The 16007-nt window shown below is 31.9% G+C and carries 15 protein-coding genes and 1 pseudogene; all 16 read left to right on the plus strand.

Features of this window, described 5'->3' with window-relative positions:
- Positions 1–54 precede the first annotated feature (54 nt).
- The 16 genes and pseudogenes from BN2746_RS06055 to BN2746_RS06130 all read left to right on the plus strand — a co-directional run bounded on the left by BN2746_RS06055 (position 55) and on the right by BN2746_RS06130 (position 15999).
- Positions 55–609 carry a CD3073 family putative ECF transporter S component gene (locus tag BN2746_RS06055; RefSeq protein ID WP_055078893.1) on the plus strand — a complete coding sequence of 185 codons (555 nt, stop codon included), beginning with the start codon at positions 55–57 and terminating at the stop codon, positions 607–609.
- The gene (locus tag BN2746_RS06060; RefSeq protein ID WP_055078894.1) at positions 609–1106 is read left to right on the plus strand and encodes a CD3072 family TudS-related putative desulfidase; all 498 of its coding nucleotides are present in this window, start codon (positions 609–611) and stop codon (positions 1104–1106) included. Before BN2746_RS06055 ends, BN2746_RS06060 begins: the two co-directional genes overlap by 1 nt.
- A gap of 107 nt (positions 1107–1213) precedes the next feature.
- Complete coding sequence (locus BN2746_RS06065) at positions 1214–2065, plus strand: aminoglycoside 6-adenylyltransferase (protein WP_055078895.1); 852 nt, start codon at positions 1214–1216, stop codon at positions 2063–2065.
- A 44-nt stretch (positions 2066–2109) separates the two neighbouring features.
- Positions 2110–4410: an ATP-dependent DNA helicase gene (locus BN2746_RS06070; RefSeq protein ID WP_055078896.1), complete on the plus strand. Its 2301-nt coding sequence runs from the start codon at positions 2110–2112 to the stop codon at positions 4408–4410.
- A 10-nt stretch (positions 4411–4420) separates the two neighbouring features.
- Complete coding sequence (locus BN2746_RS06075; RefSeq protein ID WP_055078897.1) at positions 4421–5797, plus strand: MATE family efflux transporter; 1377 nt, start codon at positions 4421–4423, stop codon at positions 5795–5797.
- Positions 5794–7149 (plus strand): 23S rRNA (uracil(1939)-C(5))-methyltransferase RlmD, encoded by a 1356-nt coding sequence (gene rlmD / locus BN2746_RS06080; protein ID WP_055078898.1) that lies wholly within the window; start codon positions 5794–5796, stop codon positions 7147–7149. The genes BN2746_RS06075 and rlmD overlap by 4 nt, the downstream gene beginning before the upstream one ends.
- 190 nt (positions 7150–7339) lie before the next feature.
- On the plus strand, positions 7340–8053 hold the full coding sequence (locus BN2746_RS06085; RefSeq protein ID WP_055079421.1) for a hypothetical protein: 714 nt from the start codon (positions 7340–7342) through the stop codon (positions 8051–8053).
- Positions 8054–8398: 345 nt separating this feature from the next.
- Positions 8399–8710, plus strand: coding sequence for a hypothetical protein (locus tag BN2746_RS06090; RefSeq protein WP_055078899.1), 312 nt, complete (start codon positions 8399–8401; stop codon positions 8708–8710).
- 88 nt (positions 8711–8798) lie between these two features.
- The gene (locus BN2746_RS06095) at positions 8799–9383 is read left to right on the plus strand and encodes an ImmA/IrrE family metallo-endopeptidase (RefSeq protein WP_055078900.1); all 585 of its coding nucleotides are present in this window, start codon (positions 8799–8801) and stop codon (positions 9381–9383) included.
- A 121-nt stretch (positions 9384–9504) separates the two neighbouring features.
- Positions 9505–10512 carry an FRG domain-containing protein gene (locus BN2746_RS06100; RefSeq protein WP_197273092.1) on the plus strand — a complete coding sequence of 336 codons (1008 nt, stop codon included), beginning with the start codon at positions 9505–9507 and terminating at the stop codon, positions 10510–10512.
- Between the two features lie 495 nt (positions 10513–11007).
- Entirely contained in the window at positions 11008–11559 is a 552-nt protein-coding gene (locus BN2746_RS06105; protein WP_055078901.1) for a type IV toxin-antitoxin system AbiEi family antitoxin domain-containing protein, read from the plus strand.
- 182 nt (positions 11560–11741) lie between these two features.
- Complete coding sequence (locus tag BN2746_RS06110) at positions 11742–12590, plus strand: AraC family transcriptional regulator (RefSeq protein WP_055078902.1); 849 nt, start codon at positions 11742–11744, stop codon at positions 12588–12590.
- 177 nt (positions 12591–12767) lie between these two features.
- Positions 12768–13220, plus strand: a pseudogene (tnpA, locus tag BN2746_RS06115) (IS200/IS605 family transposase).
- A gap of 212 nt (positions 13221–13432) precedes the next feature.
- Positions 13433–14125, plus strand: coding sequence for a response regulator transcription factor (locus BN2746_RS06120; RefSeq protein ID WP_055078903.1), 693 nt, complete (start codon positions 13433–13435; stop codon positions 14123–14125).
- Complete coding sequence (locus tag BN2746_RS06125; protein ID WP_055078904.1) at positions 14122–15153, plus strand: sensor histidine kinase; 1032 nt, start codon at positions 14122–14124, stop codon at positions 15151–15153. The genes BN2746_RS06120 and BN2746_RS06125 overlap by 4 nt, the downstream gene beginning before the upstream one ends.
- 180 nt (positions 15154–15333) lie before the next feature.
- Positions 15334–15999, plus strand: a complete 666-nt coding sequence (locus BN2746_RS06130) for an ABC transporter ATP-binding protein (protein WP_055078905.1) — start codon at positions 15334–15336, stop codon at positions 15997–15999.
- Positions 16000–16007: the final 8 nt, after the last annotated feature.

Here is a 16007-nt window from a genome sequence, read left to right on the forward strand (position 1 = left end):
AATTGAGAAAATAGGCTATACTATTGTTAAGATTATTAATAAAAGGAGGAAGTTATGGATAAAGCAAATAGTTCAAGTACAAGAAAAATGGTTATGTCAGCATTTTTTGTAGTGCTGAATATAGTTATGGGATTGTTAGTGGGGGCTTTAAAAATTCCTCTACTATTCATGGACACAATAGGAACTGTATTTGGTGCCGTGTGGTTTGGACCAGTTTGGGGGATGATTATAGGAGGACTTTCAAATGTACTTTTAGCAGTAACGCAAAACCCTAAGGACTTACCTTTTGCTCTTGTAAATATCGTGGTAGGTCTTGTAGTTGGACTTATTGCAAGAAAACATAAATTTGATTTAAAGACTGCCATAATCACAGGACTAATCCTTGCGGTCGTAGCACCACTAATAGGAACACCTATTGCAGTGTATGTATATGGTGGAATAACAGGAGATTTTAATGATGTATTTTTTACTGCGTTAAAACAAGGTGGAAGCACAATATTTTCTGCGGCATTTCTTCCAAGAATTGCATCTAATATAGTGGACAAGGTTTTAACTTGTGTAATAGTTGCATTAACTTTACCTAAAATTAGAAAGGGAATAAAATCATAGTGGACAAAAGAGAAAAAAGAGTTGTATTTTTATGCCACTGTATTTTAAATCAAAACACTGTGGTAGAACCATTAGCTCGTGCTAAAGGTGGATATAATCAAATAATTCAGGAAATCATGGATAGAAACATCGGTATTCATCAGATGGATTGTCCTGAGTATGAATTTTTAGGACCTGACAGAAAGCCGATGAACTACGATGAATATGATGCTCTTGAAGGATATAGAAAGGAATGTCAAAAACATGCTTTAAAGGTATACGAAAATGCTGAGAAATATTTAAGTAGTGATTACAAAATTATCGGGATTATTGGTATAAACGAAAGTCCAACCTGCTCTATTTCGGGACAGAGAGGTGTCTTTATGGAAGAACTTTTTAAAATCTTTGAAGATAGGGATATTAAACTTCCCTTTATAGAAGTTTCCACAAGTTATATGGAAGATGAAAAAAATGATTTAAATTCGTTAATAGAATTTCTTGATGCACAGGAACTTTAAAAGTTCCTGTTTTTCTTTGAAATATCAACTATCATAACACTTTTTTATTTGATTAAATTAGGCTTATCATTTAAAATAAAGATAGGTATATAAAAAAAGGTGTGATTATGAATAAAGAAAATTTAATGAGCTACATGATGCGTGTAATTCTTGCAGATAAAAATTTAACAGCACTCTTAGAAACTGGTAGGAGAATGAATCTTTCCTTAAGGCAAGATGATATGCCAGATTTTAAAGTAATAATTGGAGTAAAAGATCTTAATGAGATAGGACTTTTGGAAAATTTTCAAGAGATTGTAGAAGATAGCATAATATTTCATAAAAAGCAGGGTTTAAATATGATGAATAACCACTTTGGAAATGTGCTTAGGTATATAGTTATACTTAAAGACATTACAAAGGTGGATTTCACATTTATGAAAAATACAGATTTACAGTCCTATATTAACATTGATAGTTTATGTAAGGTTCATATTGATAAAGAGAGTTCTCTTGTATCAAATGCTAAAATTACAGATGCAAAGTATAGACAGTTAAAGCCAACACAAAAAGAATTTTTACAATGTTGCAATGAATTTTTTATAAAAGCCGTGTCAATAACAAAGGCGATTAATAGATCGGATTTGTTTTATGCTTCAATATTATTTGATAAGTTTAGATATGAATTAAATTTGATGACAGGTTACTATATCGGTTCTAAATATGATTTTGCAGTAAACATTGGTCCAAGATTCAAATCATTTAAAACCTATCTTGAAAAGGAACATTATGATAAGTTTATGGAAGTCTATCCGACTCCAAATGAAGATAAACTCTGGACAGCTCTATTCAATGCATGTATGCTATTTAGAAAGGCTGGTTTAGAAGTGGGTAGTGCTTTAGATTATGACTATCCTAAGAGAACCGACAGAGATATTTTACAGTTTATAAGAGAAAGTTGGAACAGTTCAATAAGATAAATGGGAACCTTCAATGTAAATGTTGAAGGTTTTTTGGTGGAAACATGGAAGATTTTAAATTATCCGTAAGGGGTTTAATAGAATTTGTTATGAGAAGCGGAGATATAGATAACTCCTTTACCGACAGAGGTAGACTTAAGGAAGGTCAGAGGATTCATCAGAAGCTTCAAAAGGAATATGGAAAAAATTACGAAAAGGAAGTTCGTCTTATAAACGAAACATTTCACAAGGAAATGTTGTTTAAAGTGGAGGGGCGAGCTGACGGAATATTTAGAGAAGAAGACCATGCTCTAATTGATGAGATAAAGACCACAACAAGACCTCTAAAGGAATTGGAATACAATACAAATCCATTACACTGGGCACAGGCAAAGTGCTACGGATATTTTTATTGTATTAAGGAAGAGCTTTCAAATATAGATTTGCAGCTTACTTATTATAACGTAGAAAACAGTGAGATAAAGAGAATTGTAAAGAACTTTTCTTTTTTTGAACTGGAAGAGTTCTATTTAAATTTGCTTGATCTATACTTAGACTTTTCTATTATGATAGTGGAGTTTAGAAAAAAAAGAGATGAAAAAATAAAGTCTACCCCATTTCCATTTCCGATTTATAGAAAGGGACAGAGGGAACTTTCTGTTGCAGTTTACAATGTAATATCTACAGATAGTAGACTATTTGTGGAAGCTCCAACGGGAATAGGAAAGACCATGTCTACAATTTTTCCTTCAATCAAGGCCCTTGGAAATAAAAAGACAGACAAAATATTCTACTTAACTGCACGTTCCACAACAAAGGAAGAGGCCAATAAAGCAATAGTTAGGCTAATGGGCAAGGGACTTGAACTTAAAACCTTAACCATTACAGCGAAAGAAAAAATTTGTTTGAACAATGAAATAAAATGTAATCCCAAGGACTGTCCATATGCAAAGGGACATTTTGACAGAGTTAACGAAGCCATATTCGACATATATGAACATGAAGATGTACTAAATATGGAAACTATACTGTCATATGCAAGAAAGCACAAGGTATGTCCAATGGAGTTTCAACTTGATATGGCAAACTTTTGTGACCTTATCATCTGTGACTACAACTATTGCTTTGACCCAGCGGTGTATTTAAAAAGATTTTTTGATGTTACAGTTGAAAACTATACTTTTTTAGTTGACGAAGCACATAATTTAGTTGATAGGGCAAGAGATATGTACTCTGCAGAGTTTTCCTTAAGCAGCCTTCGGGAAATTGTGGATTTATTTGATGAAAAACATTATAAAATTGTAAAGCAAATTGAAGAGCTTATAAAGTATTTAGAGAGTTTTAAACTTGACAACAAAACCACAGAAGTTGTAGAAGAATACATCAATCTGAATTTTTTAGACAACTTAGAAATAACATTGAGAATGCTTGAAAAGTTTTTGTCAAAAGAAAAAGAGGTTTCCTATTACGACAAGGTGTTAGAAAATTATTTTATACTTAAACAATTTTATAGAATAACAGACTATTACGCCGATAATTACAAAACATTGATTAGGAAGGAAGAAGATGATAGAATTATCGAGTTACTCTGTTTAGACACCTCACCTATATTAAAAAATATATTAAAGAGGGCAAAATCTTCGATATTTTTTTCTGCAACACTTTCACCTATGTCTTTCTATGTGGATGTGTTTGGTTGTAAAAATTCGAATTATTATAAGCTAAAACTTCCATCACCCTTTAATCCAGATTTTTTTAAAGCGGGGATTGTACCCCTTTCAACCAGATATATAGACAGAGAAGATAATTATGACATCATAACCAGGGTGCTTGAAAAATATGCAAAAAGAGAAGGAAATTTTTTGCTCTTCTTTCCATCATATAAATTTATGACAGAGATTTACAACCGATTTGATAAAAATGGCAAAGACATTGCAGTTCAAAATAGAGTTATGACGGAAGAGGAAAGACAAGATTTTTTAAGTCTATTTACACAAAAGTCAAACAGGGTAGGCTTCGTAGTTCTTGGTGGAGTTTTTTCAGAAGGAATAGACTTAGCAGGTGAAAGGTTAAAAGGAGTTGGAATAGTTTCAGTTGGACTTCCAGGAATTTCAACACAACGAAATCTAATTCGTGATTACTATGACGAAATGGGGAAAAAAGGATTTGAATACGCCTACATATATCCTGGCATGAACAAGATCTGCCAAGCTGCAGGGCGTGTTATAAGGACTGCACAAGACAGGGGAGACTGCGTTTTAATAGATGATAGATTTCAAAAATATCCATATAAAAATCTATTACCTTCACATTGGAAAGACATAAGACTTTTTAGAAGACCAAGAGACTTAGACTATTTTTTATAAGGAGAAGAACATGCTAAAATCACAAAATTTATTAAAAGGTGATATAAAAACATCCATAGCGAAAATGGCGATGCCTCTTATGGGTATAGCATTCATACAAATGGCATATAGCCTTGTTGATTTAATTTGGATTGGAAGACTTTCAACAGATGCAGTTGCAGCAGTTGGTACAGCAGGTTTTTTTATGTGGATGGCAAATGCAATAACACTAATAATAAAGACAGGAATGTCTGTAGAACTTGCTCAAGCCTATGGAAGAGGAGACGAAGAGGAAATTGAAAAGATTACCATAGGAGGGCTACAGTTAAACTTTTTACTATGGGCAATACTAACATCGCTATTTATATTTGGTAGAAAATATATATATGGATACTTTCATTTGGAAAAAGAAGTATTCAAACTTGCCTTAGACTACCATCTAATAATATCTATAGGACTTGTATTTACATTTCTACTTCCATTCTTCAGCTCCCACTTCTACTCCCAAGGTAACAGTGCAACACCATTTAAAACTTCGATAATCGCACTAATTTTTAATATTATTATGGACCCAATTTTGATCTTTGGAGTTGGTCCAATAAAGCCTATGGGAATAAAAGGAGCAGCCCTTGCAACAATACTTGCACAGGCTTTGGCAGTTTGTATCTACATCTATATTGGATTTAAATATAGAGAAGCTTACATGAAGTACAATTATTTTAAAAAGATAGAGTTTCAAAATGCAAAGGAGATTTTTAAGCTTGGCATTGCACCATGTGGCCAGTCACTTATACACAATCTTGTTTCCATAAAACTAAACAAGTACATTGCCGTATATGGCACAGTAGGAATTGCAACCTATGCAATAGGTTCACAAATAGAGTCCATATCATGGATGTCTGCAGAAGGCTTTGCAACGGCGTTTACAACATTCTTTGGACAAAACTACGGAGCGAAAAACTACGAAAGACTTGAAAAAGGAAAATGGGTTTGTATAAAGCTTATCCTTGCCATAGGAATAATAGCCACCGCTGTTTTGATGCTCGGATCAAAGAGCCTATTTAAAATATTTACACCAAATGACCCAAGAGTTATACAAGAAGGAACAATTTATCTACTTATACTTGGTTCAACAACTATTCTAATGTCACAGGAGATAGGAGTTTCAGGAATGTTAAACGGACTTGGACTCACAAGATACCCGGCAATAGTTTCAGCCATCTTCAATGTGATGAGAGTTCCATTAGCATTCTTCTTAATGAAAGTTTTTGAACTAAAGGGAATTTGGATAAGTATGTCCGCTTCCCAAGCATTAAAGGGAATCTTCATGCTTGGAATAATCACATATATCCAAAAGAAGACAAAGGGGTTCAGAAATAACATGGAAAGGTATATAAAAAAGAGATGAGAAAGAAAAAAGAGATAATATCAACAATTACATCAACAGAATTTCCAAACAAATCCATAGTAGAATATAACGATAAATTATATAAATTTAAAGGTGGAATCCCAGGACAAGTTGTAAAGATTTTGCCAAAGAGAAGAAAAAATAGCTACACCGAAGCAAAGCTTGTAGAAGTTTTAGAAAAATCAGAAATTGAAACAAATGAAACCTGTGACGTGTTTGGAAGATGTGGTGGATGTGCATACCAATCCATATCATACAAAGACGAAATTAAAATAAAATCAGGTGGAATAAAAAAACTTTATGAGGGACTATACGACGGTAAAATCAAAGTAAACCCAGCAAAGTCCATAAATGGTTATAGAAATAAAATGGAATATTCCTTTGGTGACCAAGAAATCGGAGGACCAATATTTTTAGGAATGCATACAAAGGGAAAGTTTTACGAAATAACTCCAACACTAAACTGTAATATAGTTCCAGAAGGATTTGAGATGATACGCCAAAATGTTCAAGAGTATGCAAGAGAAAAAGAATTTGACTTCTATAGAATAAAAAACCACGAGGGATTTCTAAGGCATTTGGTTTTAAAATATTCCTTTAGTGAAGACTCCTATATGATTAACATCGTAACATCATCCCAGGGAGAGCTCTATAAAGAAGACTTTTTAAAATCTTTAGAAGAACTTGAAATAAAAGACAAAATAAAAAGCGTTCTTCACACAACTAACGACTCCATGTCTGACTCTGTTCAGGCGGATAAGGTAGAAGTTTTATTAGGGGACAGCTACTTAGTGGAAGAGATGTTTGGACTAAAATTTCATATAGGACCATTTTCATTCTTCCAACCAAACCCGATTATGGCAAAAGAACTTTATAAAGTCGCACTTAACATGGCGGGAGATATCCACGACAAAATCGTATTCGACTTGTACTCAGGCACAGGAACAATTAGTCAAATCTTTTCAAAAAAAGCAAAGAGAGTATATGGAATTGAAATAGTGGAAGAAGCAGTTGAAAAAGCAAAAGACAGTGCAAAACTAAATGAAATAGAAAACTGCGAATTTATTGCAGGAGATGTCCTTGAAAAGATAGACGAATTAAAAGACCTTGCAGACATAATAGTTCTGGATCCACCAAGAGATGGAATCCATCCAAAGGCTATTAAAAAGATAATTGACATAAAACCAGAAAAATTTATCTATATATCTTGTAACCCAGTGACACAGGTAAGAGACTTAAAGATAATGAAAGAAAATGGATACGAAATAGAAGGTGTGGAAATACTTGATCAATTCCCAAGGACAACACATTGTGAGAGTGTAGTATTGATGTCAAGAATCGAAGGGGAATAGCTGAAAAAAGAGGATAATATTATTTTTTTTAATTTGAGTTATAATTCAAGTGATAAAAAATAGGAGATATTAAAAAATAGATTATTACGTAATAAGTCCATAGGTAGTTGGTGAGTATGATTTTATTGAGGTGATTTCTATTAAATATATAATAAATAATATTGAATTTCTTATTTCAACATGTATATCAGTGATAGCTATAATTGTTTCAGCAGTTGTTGCTAAAAATATACTAAAAAAAGAATTGAAAGAAAATAGAAAATTAGAACTTGAATTGAAAAATGCTGAAATCTTACAACAAGTAAGAAATTATAAAAATACATTAGTAATAAGACAAATAGATAATATGATAGAAATTTGTTTTGAAATAATTGATTATTTGAATGAAATCGAAAGTCTAAAGTTGTCAAATAAACTCTTTTATTTATTAGAAGACATTTCGAAAATTCCAACTATGATCAAAAGGTACGATTTGTTTAGGAAATTTGTCAAGGATTATAGATTAAATACTATTAATAAATGCAAATATCATATTAAAGAAATAAACAAAAAGAAACATAGGTTTAAACTTTTAGAAAATACTATTGAGTTTAACAAAGTAAAGATATCAATTGAACTACCAGATTTTGATGAATTAATGGATGATATAATACAAGATACTAAAATTTGCCAAAATATACTTTTAGAAACAAATAATTTAGAGAAAAATGCATTAACCACTAATGATGACAGAATAAATTATATGAATAGAAAAATTGAAGGTGAATTAAAAAATGAATTGTTATCACATAAAAATACTTATGAAGTTTTATATAACAAAATGTCAAATTTAATAAGTTTATTATATAAAATGCAACCAGTGATATCTGAATTTATAATTGACTTTGAGGAAGATCAAAAATAATGTTTAAGTATTAAATAATGTAGAGATTTGTTCAATATTAGCGTCTGTATGCAGTTTTAAATATATTATCATCAAGAATAGTATATTAAATTTGGATATGAAAAACTTTTAAAATAAATTCTTAAGATTAATGGATACTTTATTTAAACATAAGATTTCAAGTATAGGAACAACTTAATTTTGGGGAATACTAACGTGATAATAATAAAAGATGACTGTAAAAAAATTTTTAAAAGTAATCAATTAACTTATCTTAGAGAACGTCGAATTAAAAGATATAATAAAAGAGAACATTTAATAAGCTATAACAAGTAATAGAAGTGGAAGGATAGAGAAATAGAGAAAATGGACAAAGAAATGCTGGAGGTTCAAGAAGAGCTTTTAAAAGTTGCTAATGCCAAGAAAGATTACACAGACCTCGCAAAAAGGGTAGAAGAATTAAGGAATGAAAAAGAAAAGATACTTCTAAATTTAGCGGAAGAAAAGAATGAACAAAGCAGACTAATGGAATTAGAAGAGTTTTTAGACAATCAAGAATTAGAAATAGAAAGACACGATGAAGACTTGTTAGGGAAACTTATAGAGAAGATAGTAATTTATGAAGAAAATTTAAAAGTAGTATTTAAATCAGGAATTAACATAGAACTTGAAAGATAAACATAGATGTATTTAATGATTTAATTTTTACTGTAAAATGTTAAACTTATCGTTTATCTGGTATAATTATATAAAAAGGAGGTGCGACATGCTATATAATGAAATATTTACTGATGAATTTTTAAATAAATTTGGTCACTATAAAGATGGAATTTCAAAGCTTAGCTTGGTCGATAATTTGTATGAAATTGATGTTGAGGCTATTGCTGAAAAATGTGAAGTTTTATTAAAATATGGTTGTGTTGAATCTTCTGGATTTACTATTAATAGTGAAATGAATTCTCAAAATGGTAAGAAAGTAATTTCAATTAATGAATTTGAACCAGATTATAGACAGAGATTTACAATTGCTCATGAATTAGGTCATATTATCTTAGGACATGAAGGAATTTCATATAGATTTTCTGATGTGTCCAAATATAAAAATACGATTGAAAGAATGAATGAAGTAGCTGCTAATAAATTTGCAGCGGAATTAATAATGCCTGAAAAATTAGTTAAAGAAGTATTAGTGAATTCTATAAATGAATTAGACTATTCTATTGACCAAGATTTTGATGAGTATGATATTACTCAGTTAATTAATAAATCAGCAAATAAAATGGGTGTTTCAACGCAGGCTTTTAATTATAGAATAAAAAATTTAAGGGTTTTTATTGATGAAAATGAATAATGTCGACATATTATCATACAATGAATTACTAAATAAATGTACAAAAAACAAATTTTTTGATGAAGCTATAATAAGGATTATCTATACAAAAAATATATTCGATAACGGTAATGGAAGTCGCTTGTATAAAATTATTAGATTAGATTGTAATTATTCAGAAGATGAGGACAGGAATAAAAATTTAAAAAAATTTATAGAGAATTGTAACGATTCGATTCAAAACAATAAATATCCTAATGATTGGCAAATATTTTACTTATATAAGGAACTATTTCAACTTTTAATAAATGACCAAGTAAAATATAATTATTTTAGAGGCCAATCATGCAGCGATGATCCATTGCCAGGTATATTAAGAAATAGCGTTCCAAATTCATATAGATCAAATTTTGAAAATCTATACAGGAAGATTTCTAAAGAATTTCCAGATAAAATTGAATATGTGGAATTAAAAGATAACAGTCGTATTGAAGATAGGGAAAATCAACTTTCGCTATTGCAACATTATGGCTTAAAGACAAGTCTTCTTGATATAACAAGTAATCCTTACATTGCACTTTTATTTATGCTGTCTAGGAAATTTGATGAGTATAAGGAACCATCGTTATTTTTGTTTAGAATTAATGAGAATTATGATGATGAAAATTATTTGTTTACAGAAGTCAGAAAAGATAAAATAAATGAAAGAATAATAGCTCAAAAAGGTGCGTTTTTAAATTTTGATAAATTATGTTTTAATAGAGAAATACAAAAAATTCCTTCGGTAAAAATTATATTACAATTTTCTAGCGAAGAGTTATTGAAAGAAATCAATTTAGAGAGTTTTAAGTTGAAAGAAATGGAATCGGAGATTGATATATCTACTGGAAAAGAGGAAGATATTCTAATAATTAAAGAAAAATCAGATTATTTGAAAATACTAGAAACAGAAAAAAGCCAAGTAGAAGCTTCTAAGATTGATTGTTTAAATTTTATAAATGAAGAATTAATTAAAAAACTGAGAGAATACTACTATTTTGAGGAAGATTTATTCCCGGACTTTGAAAAAAGAATTCAATATTTATCAAAAAAATATCAAATAGAAACAACCAAAAAGGTTATCTCAGATGAAATAAAAAACCGATTATAACTATTGATTATTTTAGTAATTATTATCGGTTTTATTAGTAGAAAGAAACCATAATGTGCCTATTCATATTTTAATTATATAAAGCAGACATGTTCCCACATACGAGGCTTTTTAGAAATATGAAATTTTATCCATACTGACCATTCAAGCCATGTGGAGGCTATAGCGTTGATACAAAAGATATAAATTTAGAAATCCTGCATTTCAAGCAATTTTATAAGCATTTTGTCTTTGATAAAGATGAAGAAGGATACGTCAAAAAGACTCAAAAAAATTATATGGACGTAAGAGTAGTTTTGAGACTAGAATGAGGAAACACAAAAAATAGAATTAACTCATTTTGTACTTTCTACAAGAGTGGCTTAAAAGGCTGCTCTTTTTTTATTAAATGGAGTAATGTTTCGTTACATCCTTTTTAAAAAATAGAAAGCTCATAAGTAACTTTACATATTCGCTTTTATAAAATATTATAAAAGCGTAAATGAGAGGAGGAATATGAATACACTTAAAGAATATATACAAGAAAATTTAGTAATAACTAATAAAGAAGCAGAAGAACTTGGATATAGTAGGCATAATTTATCAAAATTAACAAAAATCGGACAATTAGAAAGATTAAGACCAGGACTATATCAATTAAAAGGAAAAGTAATAGACGATTTTGTTTTAATATCATCAAATAGCAATCGAATTATATTTTCCCATCAAACAGCTCTATACCTTCATGACCTATCAGACAGAACTCCAAATGTATTTCATATATCTGTCCCCCAAGGCTACAATGCAAGTCATATCAAAAAAAGATATGAAGATTTACAAGTTCACTATGTAAAAAAAGATTTATACGAACTTGGAAAGATAGAAATAAAATCACCACGAGGCAACCTTATTCCAGTTTACGATATAGATCGAACAATTTGCGACATCATAATCGATAGAGAAAAAATAGATAAGCAAATTTTTACACAAGCCATAAAAAGATATTTTAAATCACCAAATAAAAATCTAAGACGACTCATAAAATACAGCAGACTATTTAAAATATAAGATGAAATTAGGAAATATATTGAGGTATTATCGTGATTAATATAGAGAGTATAAAGGGGAAGATAAGAAGCATGGCAGAGAAGAAAAATAGTATAAACAGGAGATGCTATAATATTTGTATTAGCATTATCGGGTATAATTTAATAAATCCTTGTACAATTTAAATGAAAGGTGGTGGAAATATGGATATAATGAAATCATTTAACTTAGCAATTGACTATATTGAAGATAACTTAACTGATGAACTTGATGAAAAAGAAATAACACGGATAACGGGATATTCATTTCCAATGTTTTCAAGAATATTTTCAATCGTATCAGGATATTCATTATCTGAATATATAAGATTAAGAAAGATGACAAATGCTGCAATTGATTTAAAAAATTCAGATAAAAGAATTATAGATATTGCAATAAAATATGGCTATAATTCTCAGGATTCTTTTGCCTTAGCTTTTAAAAGTTTTCATAAGCTAACTCCAGGTCAAGTAAAAAAAGGAGAAAAGTATCAATATTTCCCAAGAATCTACTTTTCAATTTCAGTTCAAGGAGGAAATCAAATGGATATTAAGATTGAGAAAAAGAAAGCATTTAAAGTAGCTGGTATTAAATCAGATGTAACTAAGAGTTCAAATTTCCCAAAAGTTTGGGATAGACTAGTTGAAAAAGTACCAAGAGAAAAATTTGAAGAGTTTGGTAATGGTCAAATCTTTGGCGTAGGATATGACTATGTAATGGATGAAGAAGATTCATTTATATACTTAGCTGGTTTTGATTTAACGGATGAGGTAAAAGCTGAGGAGTTAGGTTTAGATATACTCAGTATTCCTGAAAAAGAGTATGCTATTGTAAGCTTAGAAGGTCCTATACCAAACTGCATTCACGAAGGTTGGAAGTATATTATTTCATATTTCTTCCCAAAAGAAGGATATAGACATGATGAAAGTCCCGATTTTGAAGTATATGGAGATGGAGACCCTAATTCAGAAGATTATAAAATGGAATTATGGGTTCCTATAGTAAAAGAATAATTTAAATTTGTTTAACGGCACCTATCAAAATGGTAGGTGCTTTTTTGTATAAGAAAACCCCCAGTTAGACTGGGGGTTCAGAATAGCTTTAGCGATGATAACCAAACAAAAATACCTCAGTGATATAATAAAATTGCGGTCTGCCAACTGCAAAATAAAAAATCAAGGAGGTATTGAATGACATCGTTAAATGACACTCATAGTTTATCACATACTAAATGGAATTGTAAATATCATGTAGTATTTGCACCAAAATATAGAAGAAAAGAATTTTAAGGATCAAAAAGACTAGAAATAGGAGCGATATTAAGAGAATTATGTAGTTGGAAAGAAGTAAATATCATAGAAGCAGAAGTTTGTCCCGATCATATTCATATGTTATTGGAGATACCACCAAAAATATCAGTATCAAGCTTCATGGGTTTTTTGAAAGGGAAAAGTAGCATAATGATATATGAAAGGTGGGGAAACTTAAAATACAAATACAGGGGAAGACAATTTTGGTGTAGAGGATATTATGTAGATACAGCAGGAAAGAATGCAAAGAAAATAGAAGAATATATAAGAAATCAACTTAAGACAGACCAATTAAGCGAGCAGTTAACATTTGATGTAGTTGACCCTTTTTAAGGGTAGCAAGTAAAGTCTGCAAGTGGCAGATTGACCAACGCCTTTGAGGCGTGGCTTGTTATACAGGCCATTTGGGCCGCATGTGAAAAACCCCCGGCTATGCCGGGGGATGTTTATTTTATATTAGGACATATTTTATAAATTTTTTTGTTGTAATATTTTTCGGACATTTACCTGATATACTATATACATAAAATAAAGGAAGTGAGGATATGAAGAAGATTTTAATTGTCGAGGACGACAATTTTTTGAATAAATTGTTAGCCTATAACCTGATCGCAGAAGGCTATGATGTGACTTCTGTCTTAAATGCAAGGACTGCCGCTGAAACCATTCTCCAGCGAGAATTTGATTTGGTAGTTCTGGATATCAACTTGCCCGATGGGAATGGTTTTGAACTGTGCAAGTTGATAAAACCTCAGTATCCATCCACAATTGTAATTTTCCTGACAGCCAATGATCAGGAGAGTGACCAGATACGAGGTTATGAGGCGGGTGCAGTAGACTACATCACAAAACCGTTTGGAATCGGGGTATTGCAGAGGAAAATCAAAGCAATGTTTGACATGATGGAACATCATAAACCAGTAAAGGATATTTACGATGATGGGCGCTTGTTTTTGGACTTCTCGGAGCAGGCGGCTTCCTTAAATGGTAAGGCTATAGCTCTATCAGCTATGGAGTTCAAAATGCTGAATCTGTTTCGCAAAAATCCTCGGATAGTTTTGACTAGGAGACAGCTTTTAGAAAAGTTGTGGGATATAGATGAGAAGTTTGTGGACGAACACACTCTGACAACCACCATCAGCAGAATTCGTAGTAAGATTGAATCTGATGGAGGAGCGCCATACATCAAGACTGTATACGGCATGGGTTATCAATGGACAGGAGGCGAAGCAAAATGAAGTTTAAGGATCTATCAGTAAAGCGTCTGTTTGTGTGGCTTATTCTGGGACTTTTTATCTCTACGTGTGGAATTATCATAGCTTTGTTTCTTATAACAAGACAGACGGCAGTCCTACTGACAGGAGGAGCGATGTTGACGTTCACCATTTTAGGACTCTTTATATTAACTCAGGAGTTTGGGAAACGCCTTTTGCAGTTTACTGATACTCTGTGTAAGACCTTAGACTATATGATTGCTGGAAATGAAGTTCCTCAGTGTCCGAAAGACAGCGAAACCCAACTTGATAAAATTTACCATCGCCTGACTAGGCTATATCATATCATGCAGGAGAATCGCCGTCTTGTTGACGAAGAAAGGAAGGAATTACAAACTCTTGTATCGGATATTTCGCATCAAGTAAAAACACCTATAAGTAATCTAAAAATGGCGACAGATACAATGTTGGAAAAGCATATAACCGAGACGGAGCGTATCGACTTTATTCACGGAATCCGTAGTCAAACAGATAAACTTGACTTTCTTTTTCAGGCCTTAGTGAAAACCTCACGATTGGAAACGGGAGTAATTCAGCTGGATAAGAAACCGAGTCGCTTGTTTGACACTGTGGCACAGGCCATGAGTGGAATTGTGTATGAAGCTGAACAAAAGAAAATCGCTGTGTTCGTGGATTGTTCGGAGGATTTCGTTGTTTCCCATGACAGTAAGTGGACATCTGAAGCAATATTTAACCTGTTGGACAATGCGGTGAAGTACACCGAGACAGGAGGAAAAATCACTGTGTCTGTAGTATTATGGGAAATGTATGTAGAGATTAAAGTAACAGATACAGGGAAGGGCATTTCTGAAAGTAATCAGGCCGCAATATTCCAGAGATTTTATCGTGAGGAAGAAGTACATGAACAGAAAGGTATAGGCATTGGTCTGTATCTGGCCCGCGAGATTGTAACACGTCAGGGAGGTTATATTAGAGTGATTTCTGAGCCAGGTAAGGGTTCAGAATTTTCTATAATGCTTCCTTTGTGGTGAAAAAAGTTTTCTACTTATGGAAAATTGAAACACAACGTAGAGATAAAATGAAAAGTCTTATCATTGTAACATTCTTTCATGGTTTTCAATGCATTTTTTAGCTACTGTAACATTTCACGGACATTTGGGTTTTATAATATTCTTAACAACAGGTAGGAAGCCTTGAAAGGAGTATTGAATATGAACGTTTTACAGACAATTGACTTGAAAAAGTATTACGGCACAGAACCTAACATTACACGAGCTCTTGACGGAGTAAACTTCTCAGTTGAGGATGGAGAGTTTGTGGCTATTGTAGGAACATCTGGAAGTGGGAAGTCTACCCTTCTTCACATGATGGGAGGATTGGATATTCCCACCAGCGGAACTGTGATTGTTCGGGGCGAAGAACTTGCAAAGAAAAATGACGAACAGCTTACCATCTTTCGTCGTCGCAATATTGGTTTTATTTTCCAAAACTATAATCTTGTTCCCCTTTTGAATGTTTATGAAAATATAGTCCTGCCAGTAGAGCTTGACGGGGATACGGTGGATCAGAAGTTTTTTAACGAGCTTGTTAATCTTTTGGGATTGAATGATAAACTGACAAGTATGCCAAACAATCTTTCAGGTGGACAACAACAGCGTGTAGCTATTGCACGTGCATTGATTAACAAACCAGCTATTGTGCTTGCCGACGAACCTACTGGTAATCTTGATAGTAAGACAAGTGCAGAGGTATTAGGTCTTATCAAGCGTACCAGTGCAGATTTTCGCCAAACTGTAGTTATGATTACCCATAATAATGACATTGCCCGTCTTGCAGATCGAATTGTTCGTATTGAAGATGGAAAAATTGTGGAGTAAGTAGGAGG

The sequence above is a fragment of the Lagierella massiliensis genome, from assembly GCF_001407835.1.
GTDB lineage: Bacteria > Bacillota > Clostridia > Tissierellales > Peptoniphilaceae > Mediannikoviicoccus > Mediannikoviicoccus massiliensis.